Origin of the sequence: Vibrio sp. M260121 (assembly GCF_036533715.1) — a bacterium.
Classification (GTDB): Bacteria; Pseudomonadota; Gammaproteobacteria; order Enterobacterales; family Vibrionaceae; genus Vibrio.
In genome coordinates this window covers 1-22045 of sequence record NZ_JATABF010000043.1, presented here as the reverse complement: position 1 = coordinate 22045, position 22045 = coordinate 1, and the positions used below count along the sequence as shown (strand labels likewise).

The window sequence follows — 22045 nt, the reverse complement described above, 5'->3', positions numbered from 1 at the left end:
ATATAGTTAGGATCTTCTTGCATCTGGAGGGAGTATTGATGCTAGTAGTTCGCCCTATCGCAATGTCGGATTATGACGCGCTGCACACCTGTGCGGTTGAGTCAGGTCATGGATTTACATCTCTTCCGGTTAACGAAGAACTGTTAACCAATCGAATCAAACACTCAGAATACAGTTTTGGCAAACCTGACGTGAAGGAAGCCGGTGATGAAGGCTACCTAATGGTGGGGTTCGAATCTGAAACTGGTGAGGTGGCAGGTACCACGGGTATTGAAGCTTCGATCGGCTGGGATGTGCCTTTTTATTCTTACCACATCAGTAAAGTGGTGCACTCGTCACCAAAGCTTGGCGTAAACAACGTGGTTAAGCTGCTGACGTTTGGTAACAACTACACGGGTAACAGCGAAATCTGTACCTTGTTCCTACGCGAGAAATTCCGTGGTGGCTTGAACGGGCGTCTGATGTCCAAGTGTCGTTTCTTAATGATGGCAGAGCACCCAGAACGTTTCTCGGAAACCATCTTTGCTGAAATGCGTGGTGTTTCAGACGAGGAAGGTAATTCACCATTCTGGCAGTGGCTTCAAGAGCATTTCTTCTCTATCGATTTTACGCTTGCGGATTACCTAACTGGTATCGGCAAGAAAGGCTTTATCGCCGACTTGATGCCGAAGTTGCCAATCTACATCAACCTACTGAGCCCAGAGGCACAAGCCGTGATTGGCAAAGTGCACGACAACACGCGTCCAGCATTGAAGCTGCTTGAGCGTGAAGGCTTTACCAACCGTGGCTACGTTGACATTTTCGATGGTGGTCCAACGGTGGAGTGTGACCTACGCAATATCGAATCGGTACGCCACTCATTCCGCGCGCAAGTCAAAATCTCGGAGCACACCAGCACAAAAGACTTCTTGATGTGTAATTCGTCATTTGAGAATTTCCGTGCCGCCGCAGCAAAAGCAGCGTATGACGCAGAAACGCAAAGCGTAGTGCTAGCCCCAGAATTGGCGGATGCACTCTTGGTTGAGGAAGGGGATTTTGTTCGCCTTCTTCCGCAGTAACTGACGACAGAATTTAAGGATAGAAACAATGACACATTGGATTGCAGGTGAATGGGTACGAGGTCAGGGTGAAGCATTTACGTCTCTGTCGCCTTACAACCAAGAAGTGATCTGGCAAGGCAACGGCGCAACAGCAGAGCAGGTTAACCAAGCGGTATCTGCGGCGCGTGAAGCGTTTGTTGATTGGAAGAAGCGCCCATTTTCAGAGCGTGAGGCGATCGTGTTGGCTTTTGCTGAGAAGGTAAAAGAGAACAGCGAAAAAATCGCTGAAGTGATTGCCAAAGAAACGGGCAAGCCAATCTGGGAAACACGTACCGAAGCGGCAGCGATGGCAGGTAAAATTGCTATTTCTATTCGTGCTTACCACGACCGTACTGGTGAAGCGACACGTGAAGCCGCAGGAAACCAAATTGTATTGCGTCATCGTCCACTAGGCGTGATGGCGGTGTTTGGTCCTTATAATTTCCCTGGTCACTTACCAAATGGCCACATTGTGCCAGCGCTGCTAGCAGGTAATACCGTGGTTTTCAAACCGTCTGAGCAAACACCATGGACGGGTGAATTAGCCATGAAACTTTGGGAAGAGGTTGGTCTACCAAAAGGTGTGATTAACCTAGTCCAAGGTGCGAAAGAGACAGGCATTGCGCTGGCGGATGCGAAAGGCATTGATGGCGTGCTGTTCACAGGTAGTGCGAACACAGGTCATGTTCTGCATCGTCAATTTGCTGGTCAGCCGGGCAAGATGCTGGCGCTTGAAATGGGTGGCAACAACCCGATGGTTATCTCGGATAACTACGGCGACCTAGATGCGACGGTTTACACCATTATCCAATCTGCTTTCATCAGTGCAGGACAACGCTGTACCTGTGCTCGTCGTCTGTACATTCCATTTGGCGACAAGGGTGATGCAGTCATTACTAAGCTGGTGGAAGCGACACGCAATATTCGCGTAGACCAACCATTTGCAGAGCCTGCACCATTCATGGGACCGCAAATTTCGGTTGCGGCAGCCAAGTTCATTCTCGATGCACAAGCGAATCTGCAATCACTGGGTGGTGAAAGCTTGATTGAAGCGAAAGCAGGCGAAGCGGCGTTTGTTTCTCCGGGTATCATCGACGTGACGAACATTGCCGAATTGCCAGATGAAGAGTACTTCGGTCCACTTCTACAAGTAGTACGCTACGAAGGGCTAGAGAAAGCAGTAGAACTGGCGAACGATACGCGCTTTGGTCTATCGGCTGGTCTGGTTTCAACCGACGACCAAGAGTGGGAATACTTCGTGGACCACATTCGAGCCGGCATCGTGAACCGCAACCGCCAGTTAACGGGTGCAAGTGGTGATGCGCCATTTGGTGGTCCGGGTGCCTCAGGTAACCTACGTCCAAGTGCTTACTACGCAGCAGACTACTGTGCGTACCCAATGGCATCAATGGAAGGACAAGAGACGGTCTTGCCTGCAACATTGAGCCCAGGTGTAAGCCTGTAATAGAGAAATACGAAGCGGTGACCAAGTATCGCCGCTTCTCTCTGCCGGAGCTATTTACCAAGTTAGGATTCTGGTAATCGCGCTGGCAAACGCCAAAGGCGAGCTTAAGACTCTCCAGAGCGTGTTGACTGACTGGCACTTATGCCACACATACCGTCACAGGTTGATGGCCGCTCGTTCGTGATTCTGGACAGCTTTAGGGCTGTGAACGAGCGGTCAACTTCCTCTTACCCCTAACTCTACATTTCATAACAAGGAGTCGTTATGACGCCCGATGTGTTATTTGAATCGCTATGGCAAGACTACATTCAACGTCTTTGCCCTTCCGCTGCTAAAGTCCATCAACTTCTTCAAGAAGATGAGCCTCTGATTAATGACCATATTGCGCTACGTACGTTTAATGTCGCTCCCCTAGGCATTAAAACGTTAGCGAAGCCATTCCTAGCGGTGGGTTACAAAGCCTGTGGTGACTACGTATTTGAAAGCAAAAAGCTGGTGGCAAAACATTTTGAGCACCCAGATCCGAAACAACCAAAAGTCTTCATCAGTGAATTGAAAGTGGATGAGTGTTCACCAGAGCTTCAAGCCATTGTTCATAAGCTGGTAGAGCAGGTTGATGCTTCTAAACTGACCGGCAGTGATTTCTTATACGGCGGACGTTTGTGGAACCTCAGCTACGCTGACTTCCAAACTTTGGCGAAAGAGAGTGAATACGCTTCTTGGCTTGCTGCGCACGGTTACGGAGCGAACCACTTCACAGTGAGTGTGAATCAACTCAACCAGCATCAAGAAGTAAAGCAAGTGAACGACCACCTACGTACAGTAGGGTTCACCATCAACGAGAATGGCGGTGAAGTAAAAGGCACGCCAGAGGTGTTACTAGAGCAATCATCGACCATGGCAGACAAAGTGCCAGTGACCTTTACTGAAGGCGTTGAGGTGATTCCTGGAGGCTTCTACGAGTTTGCTAAGCGCTACCCAATGGATAACGGTGAGTTGTACCCAGGATTTGTAGCGGCATCAGCAGATAAGATTTTCGAAAGCACCAACGGGTAAAGAAGAGGCGAGAACGGGCTACGCCCTCTAGATGCGGAAACGCTTCGCTTCGAGAGAGTTTGCACTCTGGAATGTTGAAGGTTTCAGCTTTGAAGGTTGGAGTTTGTTGGGACATGAGAACGGGCTGCAGCCTATGGATGCAGGAATGCTTCGCTTCGAGAGAGTTTACACTCTGAAAAGCTGAATGTTTCTGCTTCTATGGTTGGAGTTTGTTGGGATATCAGAACGGGCTATGACCTGTGGAGTCGGAAAAGCTTCGTTTTGGGAGAGTTGAAAACTCGAAATCTGAGAGGGCTTAATCCCGAAGGACGAAGTCCGCTCTCGGAACGCAGTGTTCCCGATTCTCGGTTCTTTGTCTTTTCATTTCAAAGGACGAAGTCCGATCCCGAAGCGCAGCGTTCCCAGTTCTCGATTCTTTGTTTTCCGTTCTTGTCTCTTAAAAACAAAAAAGCCACCAAACTTGCATTTGGTGGCTTTTAAATTTTTTAAACGTTAATCGAGATTAACGAGTCCCGTAAACAACGATAGTTTTACCGTGCGCAGAAATTAGGTTCTGCTCTTCTAGCATCTTCAAGATACGGCCTACTGTCTCACGAGAACAGCCAACAATTTGACCGATTTCTTGACGAGTGATCTTGATTTGCATGCCGTCTGGGTGCGTCATCGCATCTGGTTGTTTAGCAAGGTTCAGAAGAGTCTGAGCGATACGACCAGTTACGTCTAGGAACGCTAGGTCACCCACTTTTTGGCTAGTAACTTGTAGACGACGAGCCATTTGCGCCGAAAGACGCATTAGGATGTCTGGGTTAACTTGGATAAGTTGACGGAATTTCTTGAAAGAAATCTCTGCCACTTCACAAGGAGATTTAGCGCGAACCCAAGCTGTACGCTCTTGGTCTTCTTCGAATAGACCAAGTTCACCAATGAAGTCGCCCTGGTTTAGGTAAGAAAGGATCATTTCCTTACCTTCTTCGTCTTTGATAAGAACCGCAACAGAACCTTTAACGATGTAGTACAAAGTCTCTGCTTTTTCGCCCGCGTGAATTAGCGTGCTTTTTGATGGGTACTTATGAATATGACAGTGTGAAAGAAACCACTCTAATGTTGGGTCGGTTTGAGGTTTACCTAGAACCATAATATCTCACTTCCTCTGCAGGGTACGCTTGCGCTATCCATATTTTAGCTAAGCCTGAATTGGCCTACTAGAATAAGAGCACTTTTTATATGCTGCAAGCTCTCTTGTGTTTCGGTTAGAAATAGTATCCTTTTTCGAAAACGATTTCTTGATTTTAATCGTGCCATGATTGAGATTTTGTAAGCAAAACTGTGCACATGATCACGGTATGAAAAGTAAACACTCCGGTAGGGAGGTTTTTAGCCAATTTTCCCTGTTTCGATGAGCTGTTGCAGAATCGGCCTTACTATGAGCTCCATTGCAAAGCTCATCTTGCCGCCAGGAACCACAATGGTGTTATGGCGAGACATGAATGAGCCATCAATCATCGCCAGCAAATACGGGAAGTCGACATTCTTGATACCGCGTAGGCGGATCACCACAAAACTCTCATCCAAACTTGGGATGCCTTTGGCGTTAAGTGGGTTAGAAGTGTCGACGGTCGGTACGCGCTGAAAGTTGATATGTGTGCGAGAAAATTGCGGGGTAATGTAGTTTAGGTAATCGTCCATCGAGCGCACGATCGAATCCATCACCGCTTCTCTTGAATGACCACGATCGCGCGTGTCACGAACAAACTTTTGGATCCATTCCAAGTTCACAATCGGCACCATGCCAATCAGAAAATCGACGTGACGCGCCACATTGACATCACCATCTACCACGCCACCGTGTAAACCTTCGTAGAACAGCACATCGCTGTTTTCTGGCAGATCTTGCCAAGGCGTAAAGGTGCCCGGCATTTGGTTGTATGGAACGGCTTCATCAAAAGTGTGCAGATAGCGGCGCACGCTGCCAGTACCATCTTCACCGAACTTACGGAAGAACTCTTCTAGCCCCGGAAAGTCATTGGCTTGTGGACCAAAGTAGCTGATGTGCTTGCCTTGCTCACGCGCTTTGCGGATTTCGACATCCATCTCTGGACGTGTAAAGCGGTGGAAGCTGTCACCTTCAACCCACGCTGGTTTGACGTTCATCATATTGAACATCTTACGGAAGGCTTCAGAAGTGGTGGTTGTGCCGGCACCGGACGAACCAGTAACCGCAATGATTGGGTGTTTCGCTGACATGACAAACCTTGTCGAAAATTACTTACCTGTAAAGTGCAGCACACGTATGCTGCACGGTCGATAACCCACTATAGCATGTAACAAGCCCTTGTCATCGAGTGGGATACGGTAAAATGTGAAGGGTCTAAAACTTTGCTTTTAGTTGGATATCAACCGTTTCATGAAGCTCAGAAAATACGATGACCGCTTCGCCTTTCTCTAATTGGGATTTGACCTGATCGATTTTACTCTGCAATGAAACTTCCACTGAGCCGTAGTCGGTGCCTTCACGTAGCACGAATTCGCGGATCAGGTTTTCTAGTGTCTCTGGCGCAATGTCTTGCCATGGAATGATCATAAATACCTCAAACTTTTATGATGTTTAGTACGTGCAGAAGCGTTCTGTCTGGCACGCCTAGTAGTTTACTGTGTTCGCGGTACGGATACAGCAGAAAGGTAGTCAGCGGCGATACTTTCGTAATAAGCCGGCAGGGCTTCTTCTAACCAGAATTTAGGTTTTAATGCTGTGCCCGTCAGGAAGCCAACGTGTCCACCATGTTCATAAAGTCGGTAATCGATATTGTCTGGCAATACGAATTTTGGGATAACCTCTTCGGTCATAAACGGATCGTCTTTGGCGTGGATGATCAAGGTTGGCAAGGTGATCTGTTGCAACTTACTTAAGCCTGAACATTGATCGTAATAATCTTGCGCGTCTTTAAAACCATGCAGAGGAGCAGTGATCAAGTCATCAAATTCATACAAACGAGTCACGCGTTTGATCGAGTTATACGACAAGGCGAGTTCACCTTGGATTAAGTCGTGCTTTTGCAGTGCATTGCGTTTGAGTGAAGAGAGCAAGTAACGTCGGTAAACTTTCGAGAAGCCCTGCTCAATACGATTGGCACATGCTGCCAAGTTCAGTGGTGCAGAGACAATGGTTGCGGCACTTAATATTGGGTCGTCTTTATACTCAGCCAAGTAGTTCGCCAGCATGTTACCGCCAAGGGAAATGCCGACCGCAACTTTAGGGTTGTTAGGGAATTGCTGATTGAGTTGCTGAAGAAAGAAACGAGCATCCGTTACTTCGCCAGAATGATAGGCGCGGGCTTTCTTGTTTGGCTTACCGCTGCAACCACGAAAGTGCATCATCACTGACAGCCAACCCGATTCAGAGAAGGCGTTCATCAAACCGTTCGCATACGGACTATAGAAGCATCCTTCTAAGCCATGAAAGAGGACGAAGATTGGTTTGTTGTGAGCGGCTTCAGAATCTGGCTGTTGTGACCACGCCAAATCTAAGAAGTCACCATCCGGTGTATCGAGTGTTTGCCAAATAGGCGTAAACAACGCTTTCTTGCGGATAAAGCGTGGCAATAGCGTCTGAAGATGCGGGTTCTTAATCCCGGCGGCTGCGAAAAATTGTGTCATACCTAACTGCTCTTATATGGTCCTTCAATGTTCGCTGAAGAACTTATTAATATAATCCTTTATAGCTTTAGTATAGATATTTTACTGGTTTATGACTGATTTATGGATATTGAATGTTTGGAACTGGAATGGAGAATGCCTGTTGCAGATGCTCTCCACCTAACTGGCGACAGTATCTCAGCGTCAGTGGTTCGCCATCATTCTTGACTAATTTGAGTGAGTTGACGCAGTCGACGAGGTCGGACTGTTGCTGTTTTTCGAGCTGCAATTCGAACTGCAATGCTTCGCGATAAAGCGCGTCATTAACTTGTGATTTGAGGTGGCGACGAAGTTCACGGTAAGAGTGGAGCAGAGTTTCACTTCGACCAAGACAGCCTTGAACTAAATGCCAGTCTTGCTCTTGGAAAATCACCTGCTGCTCATCGAGCCATCTGAGCAGCAGTAATAGGTTCACGTTGCCGTGGTAGTTGTTTTGCAATGATAAGCACGCTTCCTTCACTTCTCGCACACCATAAAATTGCAGACTGAACTGCCAAAGGTGTTCTAGGGTAAGAGTGTATTCTGCGTGCTCGTTTGTCATTGATTAAACTCTAGTTCCATCTGCTCGAGTGTTTCTTGGGCAGACATCCATTCCATTTCTACTTCTTCAAGATCTGCTTTGCTAGAAGCTTGAAGCGCCAACACTTCGTTAAGTTTAGCCTTGTTTTCGGCTTCATACAGCGAGTTATCCGCTAATTGCTCTTCTGCTTTCGCTAGAGCTTCACCTAACTTATCCATTTTGTTTTCTAACTGTGTCAGCGTTTTGCGAATTGGTGCGGTCTGCTTACGAAATTCTGCTTCGCGTCGCTTTTGCTCTTTTTTCGCCGCTGCACTGTTGGCGTTATCTTTAACTGGCTGAGCCGCTTGTGCTTCTTTACGCTCGGCTTTTTGTTGCTCGGTCAACCACTTGTAGTAATCGTTCAAGTCACCGTCGAATGGTGCGACTTGGCGATCGTGCACAAGGTACAAATCATCTGTGGTTGCACGCAATAGGTAGCGATCGTGCGAAACAATCACCATCGCACCTTCGAATGTTTGCAGTGCCATGGTCAGTGCTTGGCGCATGTCCAAGTCCAAGTGGTTGGTCGGTTCATCGAGTAGCAATAGGTTCGGTTTCTGCCACACAATTAATGCCAATACCAAACGTGCTTTCTCACCACCAGAAAACGGTGCAACTTTCTCAAGCGCTTTATCACCTTGGAAACCAAAGCTACCTAGGTAATCACGTAGTTGCTGCTCGGTTTGATCCGGCGCGATTTGCATCATGTGCTGAAGCGGTGTTTCTTCTGGGTGCAGTGTTTCTAGTTGGTGCTGAGCGAAGTAACCGATCTTCACGCCTTGCGAGTAAGTTAGATCGCCGCCTTGCGCTTTTAGCTCACCAGACAGCAATTTGATCAAGGTTGATTTACCCGCGCCGTTACGACCAAGTAGGCCAATGCGGCTGCCCGGAACAAGGTTAAGGCGGATCTTTTCTAGGATCAGGTTATCACCGTAACCCGCCGATACTTCATCCATCATCATGATTGGATTTGGCAGCGCTGCAGGATCGCGGAACTGGAAACTAAATGGGTTATCGAACTGAGCTGGCAGCACCTTCTCCATACGCTCCAGCGCTTTAATGCGGCTTTGTGCTTGGCGCGCTTTGGATGCTTTGTAACGGAAGCGGTCGATGTAGCTTTGCATGTGCGACATCTGTTTCTGTTGCTTCTCGAACATCGCTTGTTGCAGCACCATTTTTTGTGCGCGTTGGTTTTCGAATGACGAGTAGTTACCCGTGTATTCGTTCAGCTGCTGGTTCTCTATGTGAATGATGCGACCAACGATCGGATCCAAGAAATCACGGTCGTGCGAGATCAGAATCAGTGTGCCAGGGTAGTTTTGTAGCCAGCGCTCTAGCCACATTACTGCGTCCAAATCCAAGTGGTTGGTTGGTTCGTCGAGTAACAGTAGATCAGAACGACACAACAACGCTTGAGCCAAGTTAAGGCGCATACGCCAACCACCCGAGAACTGAGTCAGGTTCCAGCTCATTTGCTCCTGGCTAAAGCCCAGACCATCAAGCAGCTCGGCAGCACGTGCGCGAATGCTGTAACCGCCAATGGTTTCAATCTTGCCATGGATCTCCGCAACTAGGGTACCGTTGTCTTTCTCTTCGGCGACAGCCAGTTGAGCTTCAAGATCGCGGAACTCACGATCACCATCAATGACGTATTCCAGTGCGCTACGGTCGAGTGCTGGCGTTTCCTGTGCAACCCAAGCCAATTCCCAATGTTGAGGTTGGCTAAATGAGCCTGCATCAATCGACAGTTCATCTTTTAGTAGGGCAAACAGAGTTGATTTACCACAGCCGTTTTTACCAACCAGACCCACTTTGTCACCCGGGTGAATGGTTGCAGATGCTTGGTCTAAAAGAGGTTTACCGCCACGCAGTAACTGAATATCAGAGAAGGTAATCATAGAGTTTTAATTCACTTTGCGCAGTGCGCGTTTCTTGGTCGTTGATCTCGCGGTGAATAGTAGGGGTATTGGCGGGAAAAGTCGATCTCTGCGCTTTAATTGCATTATGCTATACAAAAAAGTATAACAAACTGATAACGATAATTTTCCCTGAGAAATCAACACAAGGACGACCATTTGGCTGTTGCTACGCCCATTCCTCCGAGGGTTCTGGTTATTTATGCTCACCCAGAACCGCAAAACTCCATTGCCAACCAAGTGATGATTAAAAAAATCGAATCACTGGGTCATGTCACCGTGCACGATCTTTATGGCGCGTACCCTGATTTCTTTATTGATGTGAACTACGAACACGATCTGCTGATGACGCACGATGTGATCGTTTTTCATCATCCTCTCTATATGTATTCCTGTCCCGCACTGTTGAAAGAGTGGATGGATCGCGTGTTGGGCAAAGGCTTTGCATTTGGTGATGGTAGCGCATTAGCGGGTAAGTACTGGCGCAGTGTAATCACTACTGGTGGTAAAGAGGATGCGTTCAGCCCGATGGGGTACAACAAATACCCACTTGAGCAAATTCTACAACCGTTTGAACTGACTGCCGCTTTATGTCAGATGCATTGGATTGAGCCTTTAGTGCTGTACTGGTCGCGCAATGTATCGGACATCGAACGTTATCAGCATGCTGAACAATATCGTCAATGGCTGAACAACCCCCTGAGAGAGTGGGATGAGCAAGGAGGTCGACATGGCGATAACCAGTGAGTTTCTTCAAAGTAGTGTGGTATTCCTTTCTGCTGCCGTTATTGCGGTGCCGATTGCCCAGCGGCTGGGTCTGGGGTCGGTACTTGGCTACCTGATAGCAGGTGTTTTAATTGGCCCTTGGGGGCTGGGGTTGATCAGTGATGTGGATGCGATTCTGCACTTCGCCGAACTCGGGGTGGTGTTGCTGCTGTTCTTAATTGGTTTGGAACTGAACCCCAAAAAGTTATGGCAGATGCGCGGACCCATCCTCGGTCTAGGTGGCGCCCAAGTTATTGTCACCACTGCGGTGATAGGTAGCATCGTCAGCCTATTTGGTTTGAGCATGCAAGTGAGCTTAGTGATCGGTATGGGCTTGGCACTCTCGTCCACCGCGATTGCACTAAAAGTGATCGAAGAGCAGGGGCAAGCCGGCACGGAAACCGGACAATCGGGTTTTGCAGTGTTGTTATTCCAAGATATTGCCGTCATCCCGATGCTCGCCATGTTGCCATTACTCGCTGGTGGTCAAAGCGGCGGTGATTGGTTAGATGCTATTTGGGTGTTAGGCAGTGTGGCTGCGCTATTAGTTGGCGGTCATTTCCTCTTACGTCCTCTGTTCCGTTTTGTGGTGATGAGTGGAGTGCGAGAACTCTTCACCGTTGCCGCCCTCCTAGTCGTACTTGGCATTTCTGTTGCGATGCAAAAGCTGGGGCTTTCGATGGCGCTCGGTACTTTCTTAGCGGGTGTGCTGCTGGCAGAAAGTGAATACCGTCATGAGCTAGAAATCGCGATTGAACCGTTTAAAGGTCTGCTGCTTGGCTTGTTCTTTATTGCTGTGGGTATGGCAGTGAACTTGGGCTTATTAGCACTTCAACCGTTTGCGATTATTAGTGCCGTGATTGCCCTTGTTGTAGTCAAAGGTTTGGTGCTGTATGTCTTGGCTCGCACTGCTCGAGTTCGTGCTAAGTCGCGCAGTCGTATGGCGGCGATTTTGAGCCAAGGTGGTGAGTTTGCGTTTGTGATTTTCACTGCGGCAAGCCAAGAAGGTATCTTAACCAAAGAACAAGTTGCTTTCTTGTTGGTGGTGGTGAGCTTGTCGATGGTGACCACGCCGCTGTTGCTCATGGGGCAGAAGAAGTGGTTTGCGCACACACTTAACCAAGAAGAAGAGAGCGTGACGACCAATGTGGTGGATCGTCGACCACGAGTGATCATCGCGGGCTTTGGTCGTTTTGGTCAGATTGTCGGCCGCTTGATGTACGCCAATAAGATCAAAGTAACAGTACTAGAAAGTGACGCGAGCCAAATCCACTTGCTGCGTAAATACGGTTATAAGGTGTTTTATGGTGATGCGACTCAGATTGATTTGTTACGTGCCGCGGGGGCAGATAAAGCAGAAGCTTTAGTGATCTGTACCGACTCACCAGATGAGGTGATGGCGATTGTCGACATTTGCCGTGCGCACTTTCCGAAGTTGAAGATCCTTGCCCGTGCTCGCAGCCGCGTAGAAGCCTACCAGTTAATGAACCACGGCGTGCAGAATTACTCGCGTGAAACCTTTTTGGGTGCTTTAGATCTAGGTCGCCAAGCGCTCGTAGAATTAGGCATGCACCCGTATCAAGCAAAGCGGGCAGAAGCACATTTTCGCAAGCTAGATAATGCTATGCTCAAAGACTTGTTACCTCAGCACAATGAGGACAAAGAACTTGCTCAACGCTCGAAAGAAGCACGTAAAGAACTAGAAGAAATCTTCGGTCGTGAAATGGAAAGCGACCAACAGTCGCCAAATCATTGGAAGTAGTACCCGCGCAGCATCAAGCGGGAAAAGGAACAAAAGTGAAAGCCAAGAAACGTTTTATCGCGGGTGCAAGCTGCCCGCAATGCAGTCAGCAAGATACTCTACGCTGGTGGATTGATAACAACATTGAGCTGGTTGAGTGTGTCGACTGCGATTATACCGAGCAGCGTAAACCGCAATCTGTAGAAAAAAATAAACACTCAGAACAAGAAATGATCGGGATTTTTAAGCCTGAGTAATTGAACTTCGTTAATTGATCCCCATAATACTATCATCTCGGTACTTAACCCCATTCTGGTTAGGTCAATTAATCTCCCTGGAGTTAGTATGAAAATTGAAAAGAACGTTGTTGCAAGCCTTGCATACAAAGTAATGTTGGAAGACGGTGTTGTTGTTGATCAATCAACTTCTGAAGCACCTCTTGATTACCTTCACGGTCACAACAACCTAATCACTGGTCTTGAGAAAGAACTAGAAGGTAAAGTGGCTGGCGACAAGTTCTCAGTAACAGTAGCTCCTGAAGATGCGTACGGCGACCACAACGATGCACTAGTGCAACGTGTTCCTGCAGACGTATTCCAAGGCGTTGACCAAATCGAAGTTGGCATGCGTTTTCTAGCAGATACTGACCAAGGTCCAATCCCTGTAGAAGTAACTGAAGTAGACGGCGACGAAGTTGTTGTAGACGGCAACCACATGCTAGCTGGTCAAACACTAACTTTCGAAGTAGAAGTTATGGCTACTCGTGAAGCGACAGCTGAAGAGATCGAACACGGTCACATCCACCAAGGTGGTGGCTGTTGTGGCGGTCACGACCACGATCACGAAGGCGGCTGCTGTGGTGGCGAAGAAAAAGCTGACGACCACGAATGTTGTGGCGGCGGCGGTTGCGGTTCTCACTAATCGCACGCTCTTCACTAGATAACGCTATCTAGCAAAGCTTTAAAAAGCGCAAGTTGAGGTTTCAACTTGCGCTTTTTGTCTATCTGGGGTGTAGTGCCAATCATACAAGGAATAACAGTTGGACAAAGCGATGACGAAACCTTTCTCGATTGCCATTCATGGCGGTGCAGGCACTATCTTGCGTGAACAGATGAGTGACGAACTGCAACAATCCATCTTGGCGGATTTAGAAGCTGCGGTAAAAGCGGGGCATCAAATCCTAGCAACAGGTGGTGAAGCCATAGATGCGGTCGTGGCGGCAGTGAAAGTGCTGGAAGACTCTCCTAATTTTAATGCGGGTAAAGGCTCGGTACTGACCCATAACGAGATGGTCGAAATGGATGCCTCTGTGATGGATGGTCGACATCAAGCCGCAGGGGCAGTCGCTGGGGTGCGTCATATCAGAAACCCCATTGAACTCGCTCGTGACGTGATGCGAAACAGCAACCATGTATTGTTGGTGGGCGAGGGCGCAGAGAAGTTTGCTTTTGAACAAGGTCATGAGTACACCGAGCAGGATTACTTCTTTACCGATCGCCGCTATGAGCAGTTGCTGTCTATGCGTGAGAAAGGACTGTTTGCTCTGTCGGAATCTCGTTACCCAGATGATCGTAAGCACGGTACGGTTGGTGCAGTGGCATTGGACCAACAAGGCAACTTAGCCGCTGCCACCAGTACTGGTGGCGTGACCAACAAGAAATACGGTCGAGTGGGAGACTCCGCTCTGATTGGTTGTGGTACGGTGGCAGAGAATGGTGTCGTCGCGGTTTCCACTACGGGTGTCGGTGAGTTCTTTATTCGTAAACGTGTTGCGGAAGACGTTGCAGCACGCATGCGTTATTTGCAAGAAGACGTTCATACGGCGTGCGAACACATTATTCAGGGTGATTTAAAAGCAATGGGCGGCGAAGGTGGTTTGATTGCAATTGATGCTAAAGGTGAGCTGCACTTTGCGATGAACAGTTCTGGCATGTACCGAGCTGGCATCAATACGCGAGGCGAGCTGACCGTTAAAATCTACGCAGACGAATAATTTCGTCCCGCTCATTCCTAAGCAACATTTTTAAGTAGCGAATACAACAAAGCCCAGAACACGTTCTGGGCTTTATGCTATTTGAGCCTGCATTTTAATAATGCGGTGGTGGGGTTTCTTCTGACGGATCGGCTAAATTCGACGAGTCCATATTTTTCACTTTACCTACCACATATTTCATCTGATCGAGCATCTTGGTAATTTGCAGTTGTTGCTGCGACAAGGCGCCGTTCAGATCTTCAATAGTCTGTTCTTGGAACGCAAGCTGACATTCTAAGTCATTGATGCGTGCTTCCAATTGCTGAATGATTTTATCTGTCATGATCCGTTCTCTAGCTGCCAAGCTTGGGCAATGCCCGCAGAAGTGGCAGTAATTACACGTTGCTTGGAATCAAAGGCAGCATCATACACGACCGCACGGGGAGGGCGAGTATCTTTTTTCGGCTCAACTTCAAATCCATCGACGCGTTTGCCGGTCTGGGTATCCCACACCATCACACGACCTGAAGGTGTGCCAGTTACTAACAAGCTGCCATCATCGGAGAAGCGCGCCGTCGAAAAGATTAACTGACGAGACCAACTGCTCAGTTGCGTGACTTCTTCACCCGTCTCTAAATTCCAGATGATGGCTTGGTTGCCACCGTCTGAGGTCATGGCCAGTTTGCCATCTCTCTGTAAAGCGACTCTGACTACGCGTTGGTCGTGCTCAAAGGTACGCAATACCAGCCCTGTTTCGGTATCCCACAGATACGCTTTGTAGTCGTTGCCACCTGTGAGAGCGAAGCGACCGTTGGGCGAGATAGCGACAGAATTGACTTTTTCTTGGTGCGCAAGGAACTCTAGCCGACGACCAGTGACTAAGTTGACGTGAATCGCTTTACCGTTGGACAGTCCAAGTAATACCTGTTCACCGTTACTGGTGATATCAACGTCTCGAATCAGCGCGTCATCGATAGACCAAAGTCCTTCGGCTTGAGTCCATCCGAGATCCCATACAGCGAAGTTCATTTGGCTCGCTGTTACTGCATAACGACCATTGTCCGAAATGCGAATATGGGAGACCACATTGGCGGCTTGATCGAGTTCACCCAGCTTTGCGAGCTGTTTGTTTTGCTCTAAATCCCAAAGAACCAATTGGTGCTCTTTGGAGTACAGCAGCGCAAATCGACCATCTCGGCTGAGCGCAAAGCTGGTGGAACCTTGTGGTTCGAGTGACCAACGTTGAACATCGCGATCGGTAAAAAAGCATCCATTTAACGTGGTGATGACAATTAAATATAGGAATAAATGAGAAATTCTTTGCATCACATCTAATAATCCGGTTTGTGTCTTAAGACATATAGCTAGTATATTGGTATAACGATTGTCTTCACTAGTCTCATAGAAGATTTGTGCACAACAACCAGTGGCTAAGCCATTATTGGGAGAATTTAATGAAATCAGTTTTAAAAGTGTCGCTACTTGCTGCAACAGTAATGCTAGCGGTAGGTTGTCAAAAAGAAGAAACAAAACCAGAAGCAGCACCTCAAGCAGAGCAAGTTCAAGCAGAAACTGGTAAAGCAGTTCACTTTAAAAACGACGATGACAAAGCGGCTTACGCGATCGGTGTTTCATTTGCTAACTACCTAAGCACTAGCATTGAAAAACCAAGCGAGATTGGCATCGACCTAAACAAAGACCTGGTTCTTAAAGGTATTGAAGACGTATTCAAAGGCAACGCAGCGCTTAACGAAGAAGAAACTCGTGCAGCTCTAGAATCTCTAGACAAGCGTGTTGCAGAAACTATGCAAAAGCAAGCGGCTGAGAAAGCAGCTGAAGCGAAGAAAGCTGGCGATGATTTCCGTGCTGAATTCGAGAAGCAAGAAGGCGTAGTGAAGACAGAATCTGGTCTTCTATACCAAGTAGAGACTCCAGCTGAAGGTGAGAAGCCAAAAGATACTGACACAGTTCAAGTACACTACAAAGGTACTCTGATCGATGGTACTCAGTTCGACAGTTCTTACGATCGTGGTGAACCAGCAACGTTCCCACTAAACCGCGTAATCCCAGGTTGGACTGAAGGTGTTCAGCTAATGCCTGTAGGTTCTAAGTTCAAATTCGTTATCCCGCCAGAGCTAGCATACGGTGACCAAGACACACCAAGCATCCCTGCTAACTCAACGCTAGTATTCGAAGTTGAGCTACTGAAAATTGAGAGCGACAACGCTGCTCAATAATTATCCTTAGCGATAACTCAATGAAAAAAGGTCCGTTTTACGGGCCTTTTTTGTTCTAGGTCACTAGTTGGTGAGTTTGCTAGGTTGCCTTTCAAATTTTCTGATAAACTTACACCAATTTGTTGATTTTTCGCTCGAAGGCTTATGACAACTACAGAAACAATAAATGCGGAAATGTTGCTCGAAATGGAATCTGTCAACGTGATGCCATTTACCGAGCACGATAAAATCATCTTGAGATCTTACGAAGCGGTCGTTGATGGCATTGCCAGTCTTATTGGTCCGTTCTGTGAGATCGTTCTTCACTCACTGGAAGACCTCAATACCTCTGCAATCAAAATCGCTAATGGTGAGAACACCGGTCGTCAGGTAGGCTCTCCTATCACTGACTTAGCACTTAAGATGCTGAAAGACATCGAAGGTTCTGAGCGTAACTTCTCACGTTCGTACTTCACCCGCGCCAAAGGCGGCGTATTAATGAAGTCGATCACCGTTGCTATTCGTAACGGCGAAAACCGCGTGATTGGTTTGCTTTGTATCAACGTTAACCTTGATGCGCCTTTCTCTCAAGTGCTGCAATCGTTCATGCCAACGCAAGAAGCGAAAGAAGCGGCGTCATCCGTTAACTTTGCAAGTGATGTTGAAGAACTCGTAGACCAAACGGTTGAGCGCACGATTGAAGAGATCAACGCTGACAAATCGGTATCGAATAACACCAAAAACCGTCAGATCGTCATGGAGCTGTACGACAAAGGTATCTTCGATATCAAAGACGCTATCAACCGCGTAGCAGATCGTCTGAACATCTCTAAGCACACCGTTTACCTATACATTCGTCAGCGTAAAACTGAGGACGAATAAGCGTGAGTGGATTAACTTACACGCTGGTCGTGAATGGTCCGGTTTACGGCAGCCAATCAGCACGCAGCGCATATCAATTCGCACAAGCGGTCATTGAACAAGGGCATACTCTGGTGAGTGTGTTCTTTTACCAAGATGGCGTCACTAATGGTACGGCTTTGAGCGTGCCTGCCAACGACGAGTTTGACCTAACCAAAGCATGGCAATCACTCGCACAGCAACACGATGTTCGTTTGGAAACCTGCGTTGCAGCAGCTTTACGTCGCGGCATCGTCAGCGAAGATGAAGCGAATCAACATGGTCTTGAGCAGAACAACCTAGCTACAGGGTTTGAGCAAGCCGGTTTGGGGAGCTTAGCCGAAGCCATGTTAACCCAAGATAGAGTGGTGCAGTTTTGAGTCAGCTAACTTACCTATTTCGTAGTGCTCCGCATGGTAGCAATGCAGGACGTGAAGGTGTGGATGCGCTGCTAGCGGCATCTGCGTACTGTGAAGACATCACTGTCCTATTTGTTGGTGATGGTGTTTACCAATTGCTGCTTGGGCAAGAGCCTAATGGCATCTTAAGCAAAGACTACGCACCAATGCTCAAGCTGTTCGACTTGTACGACATTGAGCAAGTATTTGTTTGTGCCGATTCGCTTGCCGAGCGTGGCTTGGCTCAAGCCGATTTAGTCATTGATGCAGAGGCTCTAAATAGTGAGCAACTGAAAGCTAAACTGCAACAAGCGGGCAAACTGCTGTCATTCTGAGGAAACCATGTTACATATCATCAAATCCGTAGCTGCATTAGACGATGCAATGGCACTGTACAGTGAGCAAGATGATGTCTTGTTGATTGAAGATGCCGTGTACGCTGCGAACCCTCAGCATAAGGCGTTCAGCAAGGTAAAAGGTCCATCAGTGTATGCGTTGCAAAGCGATATTGAAGCCCGTGGCATGAGCAATCGTATCAGCCCATCTATTGAAGTGGTTGGCTATACTGGCTTTGTTGAACTAACAGCAAAACAAGCCAAATCTCTGACTTGGGATTAACCCTTCTTTCCTGTCGATTGAGCTTTACGGATTAATTGTCCTAATTGAACAAAAAAGATCCGTATATTTCTTGACACACCTCTCACTGCTGCATAGAATTTTGCGTCCCTAACTGCCAACCGCTGTTAGGGATAGATTTTTCACAAAGCTTACTTTCAAGTAAATCAGGAGCTAGTTAATGGCAACTATTAACCAGTTGGTACGTAAGCCACGTGCAAAGCAAGTTGTTAAAAGCAACGTGCCTGCACTAGAAGCGTGCCCACAAAAACGTGGTGTATGTACTCGTGTTTACACTACTACACCTAAAAAACCTAACTCAGCACTTCGTAAAGTTTGTCGTGTACGTCTGACAAACGGCTTCGAAGTTACATCGTACATCGGCGGTGAAGGTCACAACCTTCAAGAGCACAGTGTTGTACTAATCCGTGGCGGTCGTGTAAAAGACCTTCCGGGTGTACGTTACCACACTGTTCGCGGTGCACTTGACTGTGCTGGCGTTAACGACCGTAAACAAGGTCGTTCTAAGTACGGTGTGAAGCGTCCTAAGTCTTAATGGATTCCGTTAAGTAAGGCCAAACACTAAATTATTTTTAATTTTTTGAAAAAACTGAAAAGTTTTGGATAAAACCTGAAGAAGACAACGGAGAAAATCCATGCCACGTCGTCGCGTCATTGGTCAGCGTAAGATCCTTCCAGATCCAAAGTTCAAATCTGAACTGCTGGCAAAATTCGTTAACATCCTAATGGTTGACGGTAAAAAATCTACTGCAGAAAAAATCGTTTACACTGCACTAGATTCTATGGCTGAAAAGTCTGGTAAAGACCACTTAGCTATTTTTGAAGAAGCTCTTGAAAATGTTCGCCCAGCGGTAGAAGTTAAATCTCGCCGTGTAGGTGGTTCAACTTACCAAGTACCTGTAGAAGTACGTCCGGTTCGCCGTAACGCACTTGCTATGCGTTGGTTGGTTGAAGCTGCGCGTAAGCGTGGTGAAAAATCTATGGCTCAACGCCTAGCTGCTGAAATGCTAGACGCGTCTGAGAACAAAGGTACTGCGGTTAAGAAACGTGAAGACGTTCACCGCATGGCTGACGCAAACAAAGCGTTCGCTCATTACCGTTGGTAATACCTTTTCAGTGCTGCAAGGTTCCTTGCAGCACTTCTTTAGTTCCTATGCCTATGCTAGGAACTATTGCTATATCTAGGGGATAGCATTTTTTAGTTATAGCAATAGTCCCTATCTCTAAGTTAAGAGGATTCAATCGTGGCTCGCAAAACTCCTATTGAGCGCTACCGTAACATCGGTATCTGTGCTCACGTAGATGCAGGTAAAACAACCACTACTGAACGTATTCTGTTCTACACTGGTCTATCTCATAAAATCGGTGAAGTTCACGATGGCGCAGCAACCATGGACTGGATGGAGCAGGAGCAAGAACGTGGTATCACAATCACGTCTGCGGCGACTACTACCTTCTGGCGTGGTATGGAAGCACAATTCCAAGAGCACCGCGTTAACATCATCGACACTCCTGGACACGTTGACTTTACTATCGAAGTAGAGCGTTCTCTACGCGTACTTGATGGTGCAGTTGTTGTGTTCTGTGGTTCATCTGGTGTTGAACCTCAGTCTGAAACTGTATGGCGTCAAGCTGACAAGTACCACGTTCCACGTATGGTATTTGTAAACAAGATGGACCGTGCAGGCGCTGACTTCCTACGCGTTGTGGACCAAATCAAAAACCGTCTTGGTGCGAATCCTGTTCCAATCCAGCTGAACGTTGGTGCGGAAGATGACTTCAAGGGTGTTATCGACCTTATCAAGATGAAGATGATCAACTGGAATGAAGCTGACCAAGGCATGTCGTTTACATACGACGAAATTCCAGCTGACATGCAAGAGCTTGCTGAAGAGTGGCGCAACAACCTAGTTGAAGCGGCAGCAGAAGCAACTGAAGAGCTAATGGACAAGTACCTTGAAGAAGGTGAACTGTCTGAAGCTGAAATCAAACAAGCTCTACGTACTCGTACACTAAACAACGAAATCGTACTGGCTACTTGTGGTAGTGCGTTCAAAAACAAAGGTGTTCAAGCAGTACTAGACGCAGTGATCGAGTTCTTGCCATCGCCAGTTGATGTTCCTGCAATTAAAGGTATCGACGAAAAAGAGAACGAAGTTGAACGTCACGCAGACGATAACGAACCGTTCTCAGCACTAGCATTCAAGATCGCGACTGACCCATTCGTGGGCACGCTAACTTTCATGCGCGTTTACTCAGGTGTTGTAAACTCAGGTGATGCTGTTTACAACTCAGTAAAAGACAAGAAAGAGCGTTTCGGTCGTATCGTTCAGATGCATGCGAACAAGCGTGAAGAAGTAAAAGAAGTTCGCGCTGGTGATATCGCAGCTGCTATCGGTCTGAAAGACGTTACAACAGGTGACACGCTATGTGACCAGAACCACAAAGTGATTCTAGAGCGCATGGAGTTCCCTGAGCCTGTAATTCAGATCGCTGTAGAACCTCGTTCTAAAGCAGACCAAGAGAAAATGGGTATCGCGCTAGGTAAACTGGCAGCGGAAGACCCATCATTCCGCGTGGAAACGGATGACGAAACAGGTCAGACTCTGATCTCTGGTATGGGTGAGCTTCACCTAGATATCATCGTTGACCGTATGAAGCGTGAATTCAGCGTTGACTGTAACGTTGGTAAACCTCAGGTTGCTTACCGTGAAACCATTCGTGGCAAAGCGGAAGTTGAAGGCAAGTTCGTTCGTCAATCTGGCGGTCGCGGTCAATACGGTCACGTATGGATCACACTTGAACCTTCAGAGCCTGGTGAAGGTTTCGTATTCGTAGACGAGATTGTGGGTGGTGTGGTTCCTAAGGAATACATCAGCTCGGTATCGAAAGGTATCGAAGAACAAATGAATAGTGGTGTTCTAGCGGGTTACCCTGTTCTAGATATTAAAGCAACACTATTTGACGGTTCTTACCACGATGTTGACTCAAGCGAGATGGCGTTCAAGATCGCTGGCTCGATGGCATTCAAGAAAGGTGCACTAGAAGCACAACCTGTGATTCTAGAACCAATGATGAATGTTGAAGTAACTACGCCGGAAGATTGGATGGGTGACGTTGTTGGTGACCTAAACCGCCGCCGCGGTATGATCGAAGGTATGGATGAAGGTGTGGCTGGTCTTAAGATCATTCGTGCTCAAGTTCCACTATCTGAGATGTTTGGTTACGCAACTGACCTACGTTCTGCAACTCAAGGCCGTGCGTCTTACTCTATGGAGTTTAACGAGTACGCTGAAGTACCGAAAAACTTCGCAGATAAAATCATTGCAGACCGTGGTTACTAATTAAAACGCTTTGAGCTGAAAAAAAGTCCAGCTTTTTTTAAAGATCAATGCGTCCAAATATTGCGCTAACAGGCGTTGGCGCATAAAATAACAATTTCTGGCGCGTCGAGATCAATAATGATCACGGCGAATCATAACTAGGAAGGAACACGATTGTGTCTAAAGAAAAATTTGAACGTGTAAAACCGCACGTAAACGTTGGTACTATCGGCCACGTTGACCACGGTAAAACTACTCTAACTGCAGCTATCTGTACAACACTTGCTAAAGTATACGGCGGTGCTGCTCGTGACTTCGCATCTATC

The 22045-nt window shown here is 47.4% G+C and carries 25 protein-coding genes; 17 read left to right on the top strand and 8 right to left on the bottom strand.

Annotated features, from left to right (window positions below):
• Window positions 1-38: 38 nt before the first annotated feature.
• The 3 genes from astA to QTO06_RS19910 all read left to right on the top strand — a co-directional run bounded on the left by astA (window position 39) and on the right by QTO06_RS19910 (window position 3600).
• Window positions 39-1058, top strand: a complete 1020-nt coding sequence (gene astA / locus QTO06_RS19920) for an arginine N-succinyltransferase (RefSeq protein WP_331409479.1) — start codon at window positions 39-41, stop codon at window positions 1056-1058.
• 28 nt (window positions 1059-1086) lie between these two features.
• Complete coding sequence (astD, locus tag QTO06_RS19915) at window positions 1087-2544, top strand: succinylglutamate-semialdehyde dehydrogenase (RefSeq protein ID WP_331409478.1); 1458 nt, start codon at window positions 1087-1089, stop codon at window positions 2542-2544.
• 264 nt (window positions 2545-2808) lie between these two features.
• On the top strand, window positions 2809-3600 hold the full coding sequence (locus QTO06_RS19910; protein ID WP_331409477.1) for a DUF1338 domain-containing protein: 792 nt from the start codon (window positions 2809-2811) through the stop codon (window positions 3598-3600).
• Window positions 3601-4102: 502 nt separating this feature from the next.
• Here the strand turns inward: QTO06_RS19910 and crp are convergent.
• The 6 genes from crp to QTO06_RS19880 form a co-directional block, all read right to left on the bottom strand.
• Window positions 4103-4735, bottom strand: coding sequence for a cAMP-activated global transcriptional regulator CRP (gene crp, locus QTO06_RS19905; RefSeq protein ID WP_005381432.1), 633 nt, complete (start codon window positions 4733-4735; stop codon window positions 4103-4105).
• A gap of 239 nt (window positions 4736-4974) precedes the next feature.
• Window positions 4975-5844, bottom strand: a complete 870-nt coding sequence (locus QTO06_RS19900; protein ID WP_005438358.1) for a phosphoribulokinase — start codon at window positions 5842-5844, stop codon at window positions 4975-4977.
• Window positions 5845-5968: 124 nt separating this feature from the next.
• On the bottom strand, window positions 5969-6181 hold the full coding sequence (locus QTO06_RS19895; RefSeq protein WP_005432763.1) for a YheU family protein: 213 nt from the start codon (window positions 6179-6181) through the stop codon (window positions 5969-5971).
• Between the two features lie 65 nt (window positions 6182-6246).
• Window positions 6247-7254 (bottom strand): hydrolase, encoded by a 1008-nt coding sequence (locus tag QTO06_RS19890; protein WP_331409476.1) that lies wholly within the window; start codon window positions 7252-7254, stop codon window positions 6247-6249.
• Window positions 7255-7354: 100 nt separating this feature from the next.
• On the bottom strand, window positions 7355-7834 hold the full coding sequence (locus tag QTO06_RS19885; RefSeq protein WP_017819679.1) for a TIGR02444 family protein: 480 nt from the start codon (window positions 7832-7834) through the stop codon (window positions 7355-7357).
• Window positions 7831-9750, bottom strand: a complete 1920-nt coding sequence (locus tag QTO06_RS19880; RefSeq protein WP_009697546.1) for an ABC transporter ATP-binding protein — start codon at window positions 9748-9750, stop codon at window positions 7831-7833. The genes QTO06_RS19885 and QTO06_RS19880 overlap by 4 nt, the downstream gene beginning before the upstream one ends.
• Before the next feature lie 177 nt (window positions 9751-9927).
• Here QTO06_RS19880 and kefG point away from each other — a divergent pair, with 177 nt between their 5' ends.
• The 5 genes from kefG (at window position 9928) to QTO06_RS19855 (ending at window position 14267) form a co-directional block, all read left to right on the top strand.
• Entirely contained in the window at window positions 9928-10515 is a 588-nt protein-coding gene (gene kefG / locus QTO06_RS19875; RefSeq protein ID WP_005432767.1) for a glutathione-regulated potassium-efflux system ancillary protein KefG, read from the top strand.
• Window positions 10499-12295: a glutathione-regulated potassium-efflux system protein KefB gene (gene kefB / locus QTO06_RS19870; protein ID WP_005532194.1), complete on the top strand. Its 1797-nt coding sequence runs from the start codon at window positions 10499-10501 to the stop codon at window positions 12293-12295. Before kefG ends, kefB begins: the two co-directional genes overlap by 17 nt.
• Window positions 12296-12330: 35 nt before the next feature.
• Window positions 12331-12531: a YheV family putative zinc ribbon protein gene (locus QTO06_RS19865; RefSeq protein ID WP_005432753.1), complete on the top strand. Its 201-nt coding sequence runs from the start codon at window positions 12331-12333 to the stop codon at window positions 12529-12531.
• Window positions 12532-12619: 88 nt separating this feature from the next.
• A complete protein-coding gene (gene slyD, locus QTO06_RS19860; RefSeq protein ID WP_005432768.1) occupies window positions 12620-13195 on the top strand; it encodes a peptidylprolyl isomerase in 576 nt (191 codons plus the stop codon).
• 130 nt (window positions 13196-13325) lie between these two features.
• Window positions 13326-14267: an isoaspartyl peptidase/L-asparaginase family protein gene (locus tag QTO06_RS19855; protein WP_009699230.1), complete on the top strand. Its 942-nt coding sequence runs from the start codon at window positions 13326-13328 to the stop codon at window positions 14265-14267.
• A 94-nt stretch (window positions 14268-14361) separates the two neighbouring features.
• On the opposite strand, the gene QTO06_RS19850 is transcribed toward QTO06_RS19855, so the two are convergent.
• Both QTO06_RS19850 and QTO06_RS19845 read right to left on the bottom strand, forming a co-directional pair.
• Window positions 14362-14589 carry a SlyX family protein gene (locus QTO06_RS19850; RefSeq protein ID WP_005451463.1) on the bottom strand — a complete coding sequence of 76 codons (228 nt, stop codon included), beginning with the start codon at window positions 14587-14589 and terminating at the stop codon, window positions 14362-14364.
• Entirely contained in the window at window positions 14586-15572 is a 987-nt protein-coding gene (locus QTO06_RS19845; protein ID WP_050903521.1) for a WD40 repeat domain-containing protein, read from the bottom strand. Before QTO06_RS19845 ends, QTO06_RS19850 begins: the two co-directional genes overlap by 4 nt.
• Before the next feature lie 128 nt (window positions 15573-15700).
• Between QTO06_RS19845 and fkpA the strand changes: the two genes are divergently transcribed.
• From fkpA to QTO06_RS19800, 9 genes are all read left to right on the top strand, one after another.
• Window positions 15701-16483 carry an FKBP-type peptidyl-prolyl cis-trans isomerase gene (gene fkpA / locus QTO06_RS19840; protein ID WP_045370234.1) on the top strand — a complete coding sequence of 261 codons (783 nt, stop codon included), beginning with the start codon at window positions 15701-15703 and terminating at the stop codon, window positions 16481-16483.
• A gap of 144 nt (window positions 16484-16627) precedes the next feature.
• Window positions 16628-17344: a helix-turn-helix transcriptional regulator gene (locus tag QTO06_RS19835; protein ID WP_005438378.1), complete on the top strand. Its 717-nt coding sequence runs from the start codon at window positions 16628-16630 to the stop codon at window positions 17342-17344.
• 2 nt (window positions 17345-17346) lie between these two features.
• A complete protein-coding gene (gene tusD / locus QTO06_RS19830) occupies window positions 17347-17742 on the top strand; it encodes a sulfurtransferase complex subunit TusD (protein ID WP_038892615.1) in 396 nt (131 codons plus the stop codon).
• A complete protein-coding gene (gene tusC, locus QTO06_RS19825; protein ID WP_045370232.1) occupies window positions 17739-18095 on the top strand; it encodes a sulfurtransferase complex subunit TusC in 357 nt (118 codons plus the stop codon). Before tusD ends, tusC begins: the two co-directional genes overlap by 4 nt.
• Before the next feature lie 7 nt (window positions 18096-18102).
• On the top strand, window positions 18103-18378 hold the full coding sequence (tusB, locus tag QTO06_RS19820; protein WP_012126451.1) for a sulfurtransferase complex subunit TusB: 276 nt from the start codon (window positions 18103-18105) through the stop codon (window positions 18376-18378).
• A gap of 178 nt (window positions 18379-18556) precedes the next feature.
• Window positions 18557-18931: a 30S ribosomal protein S12 gene (rpsL, locus tag QTO06_RS19815; protein ID WP_004399892.1), complete on the top strand. Its 375-nt coding sequence runs from the start codon at window positions 18557-18559 to the stop codon at window positions 18929-18931.
• A 100-nt stretch (window positions 18932-19031) separates the two neighbouring features.
• A complete protein-coding gene (gene rpsG, locus QTO06_RS19810) occupies window positions 19032-19502 on the top strand; it encodes a 30S ribosomal protein S7 (protein WP_005438390.1) in 471 nt (156 codons plus the stop codon).
• A 138-nt stretch (window positions 19503-19640) separates the two neighbouring features.
• Window positions 19641-21740, top strand: a complete 2100-nt coding sequence (gene fusA / locus QTO06_RS19805; protein WP_045370230.1) for an elongation factor G — start codon at window positions 19641-19643, stop codon at window positions 21738-21740.
• A gap of 155 nt (window positions 21741-21895) precedes the next feature.
• Window positions 21896-22045: GTP-binding protein (locus tag QTO06_RS19800; protein WP_331409495.1), on the top strand; the 150-nt coding region annotated here is incomplete at its 3' end.

Coding starts and splice junctions, on each gene's coding strand:
- QTO06_RS19835 (WP_005438378.1), top strand. CDS start 16,628: ATGACAACTACAGAAACAATAAATGCGGAAATGTTGCTCGAAATGGAA.
- crp (WP_005381432.1), bottom strand. CDS start 4,735: ATGGTTCTAGGTAAACCTCAAACCGACCCAACATTAGAGTGGTTTCTT.
- kefB (WP_005532194.1), top strand. CDS start 10,499: ATGGCGATAACCAGTGAGTTTCTTCAAAGTAGTGTGGTATTCCTTTCT.
- slyD (WP_005432768.1), top strand. CDS start 12,620: ATGAAAATTGAAAAGAACGTTGTTGCAAGCCTTGCATACAAAGTAATG.
- QTO06_RS19910 (WP_331409477.1), top strand. CDS start 2,809: ATGACGCCCGATGTGTTATTTGAATCGCTATGGCAAGACTACATTCAA.
- rpsL (WP_004399892.1), top strand. CDS start 18,557: ATGGCAACTATTAACCAGTTGGTACGTAAGCCACGTGCAAAGCAAGTT.
- rpsG (WP_005438390.1), top strand. CDS start 19,032: ATGCCACGTCGTCGCGTCATTGGTCAGCGTAAGATCCTTCCAGATCCA.
- QTO06_RS19855 (WP_009699230.1), top strand. CDS start 13,326: ATGACGAAACCTTTCTCGATTGCCATTCATGGCGGTGCAGGCACTATC.
- fkpA (WP_045370234.1), top strand. CDS start 15,701: ATGAAATCAGTTTTAAAAGTGTCGCTACTTGCTGCAACAGTAATGCTA.
- QTO06_RS19880 (WP_009697546.1), bottom strand. CDS start 9,750: ATGATTACCTTCTCTGATATTCAGTTACTGCGTGGCGGTAAACCTCTT.
- QTO06_RS19885 (WP_017819679.1), bottom strand. CDS start 7,834: ATGACAAACGAGCACGCAGAATACACTCTTACCCTAGAACACCTTTGG.
- QTO06_RS19895 (WP_005432763.1), bottom strand. CDS start 6,181: ATGATCATTCCATGGCAAGACATTGCGCCAGAGACACTAGAAAACCTG.
- QTO06_RS19890 (WP_331409476.1), bottom strand. CDS start 7,254: ATGACACAATTTTTCGCAGCCGCCGGGATTAAGAACCCGCATCTTCAG.
- QTO06_RS19845 (WP_050903521.1), bottom strand. CDS start 15,572: ATGCAAAGAATTTCTCATTTATTCCTATATTTAATTGTCATCACCACG.
- QTO06_RS19900 (WP_005438358.1), bottom strand. CDS start 5,844: ATGTCAGCGAAACACCCAATCATTGCGGTTACTGGTTCGTCCGGTGCC.
- QTO06_RS19850 (WP_005451463.1), bottom strand. CDS start 14,589: ATGACAGATAAAATCATTCAGCAATTGGAAGCACGCATCAATGACTTA.
- tusB (WP_012126451.1), top strand. CDS start 18,103: ATGTTACATATCATCAAATCCGTAGCTGCATTAGACGATGCAATGGCA.
- astD (WP_331409478.1), top strand. CDS start 1,087: ATGACACATTGGATTGCAGGTGAATGGGTACGAGGTCAGGGTGAAGCA.
- astA (WP_331409479.1), top strand. CDS start 39: ATGCTAGTAGTTCGCCCTATCGCAATGTCGGATTATGACGCGCTGCAC.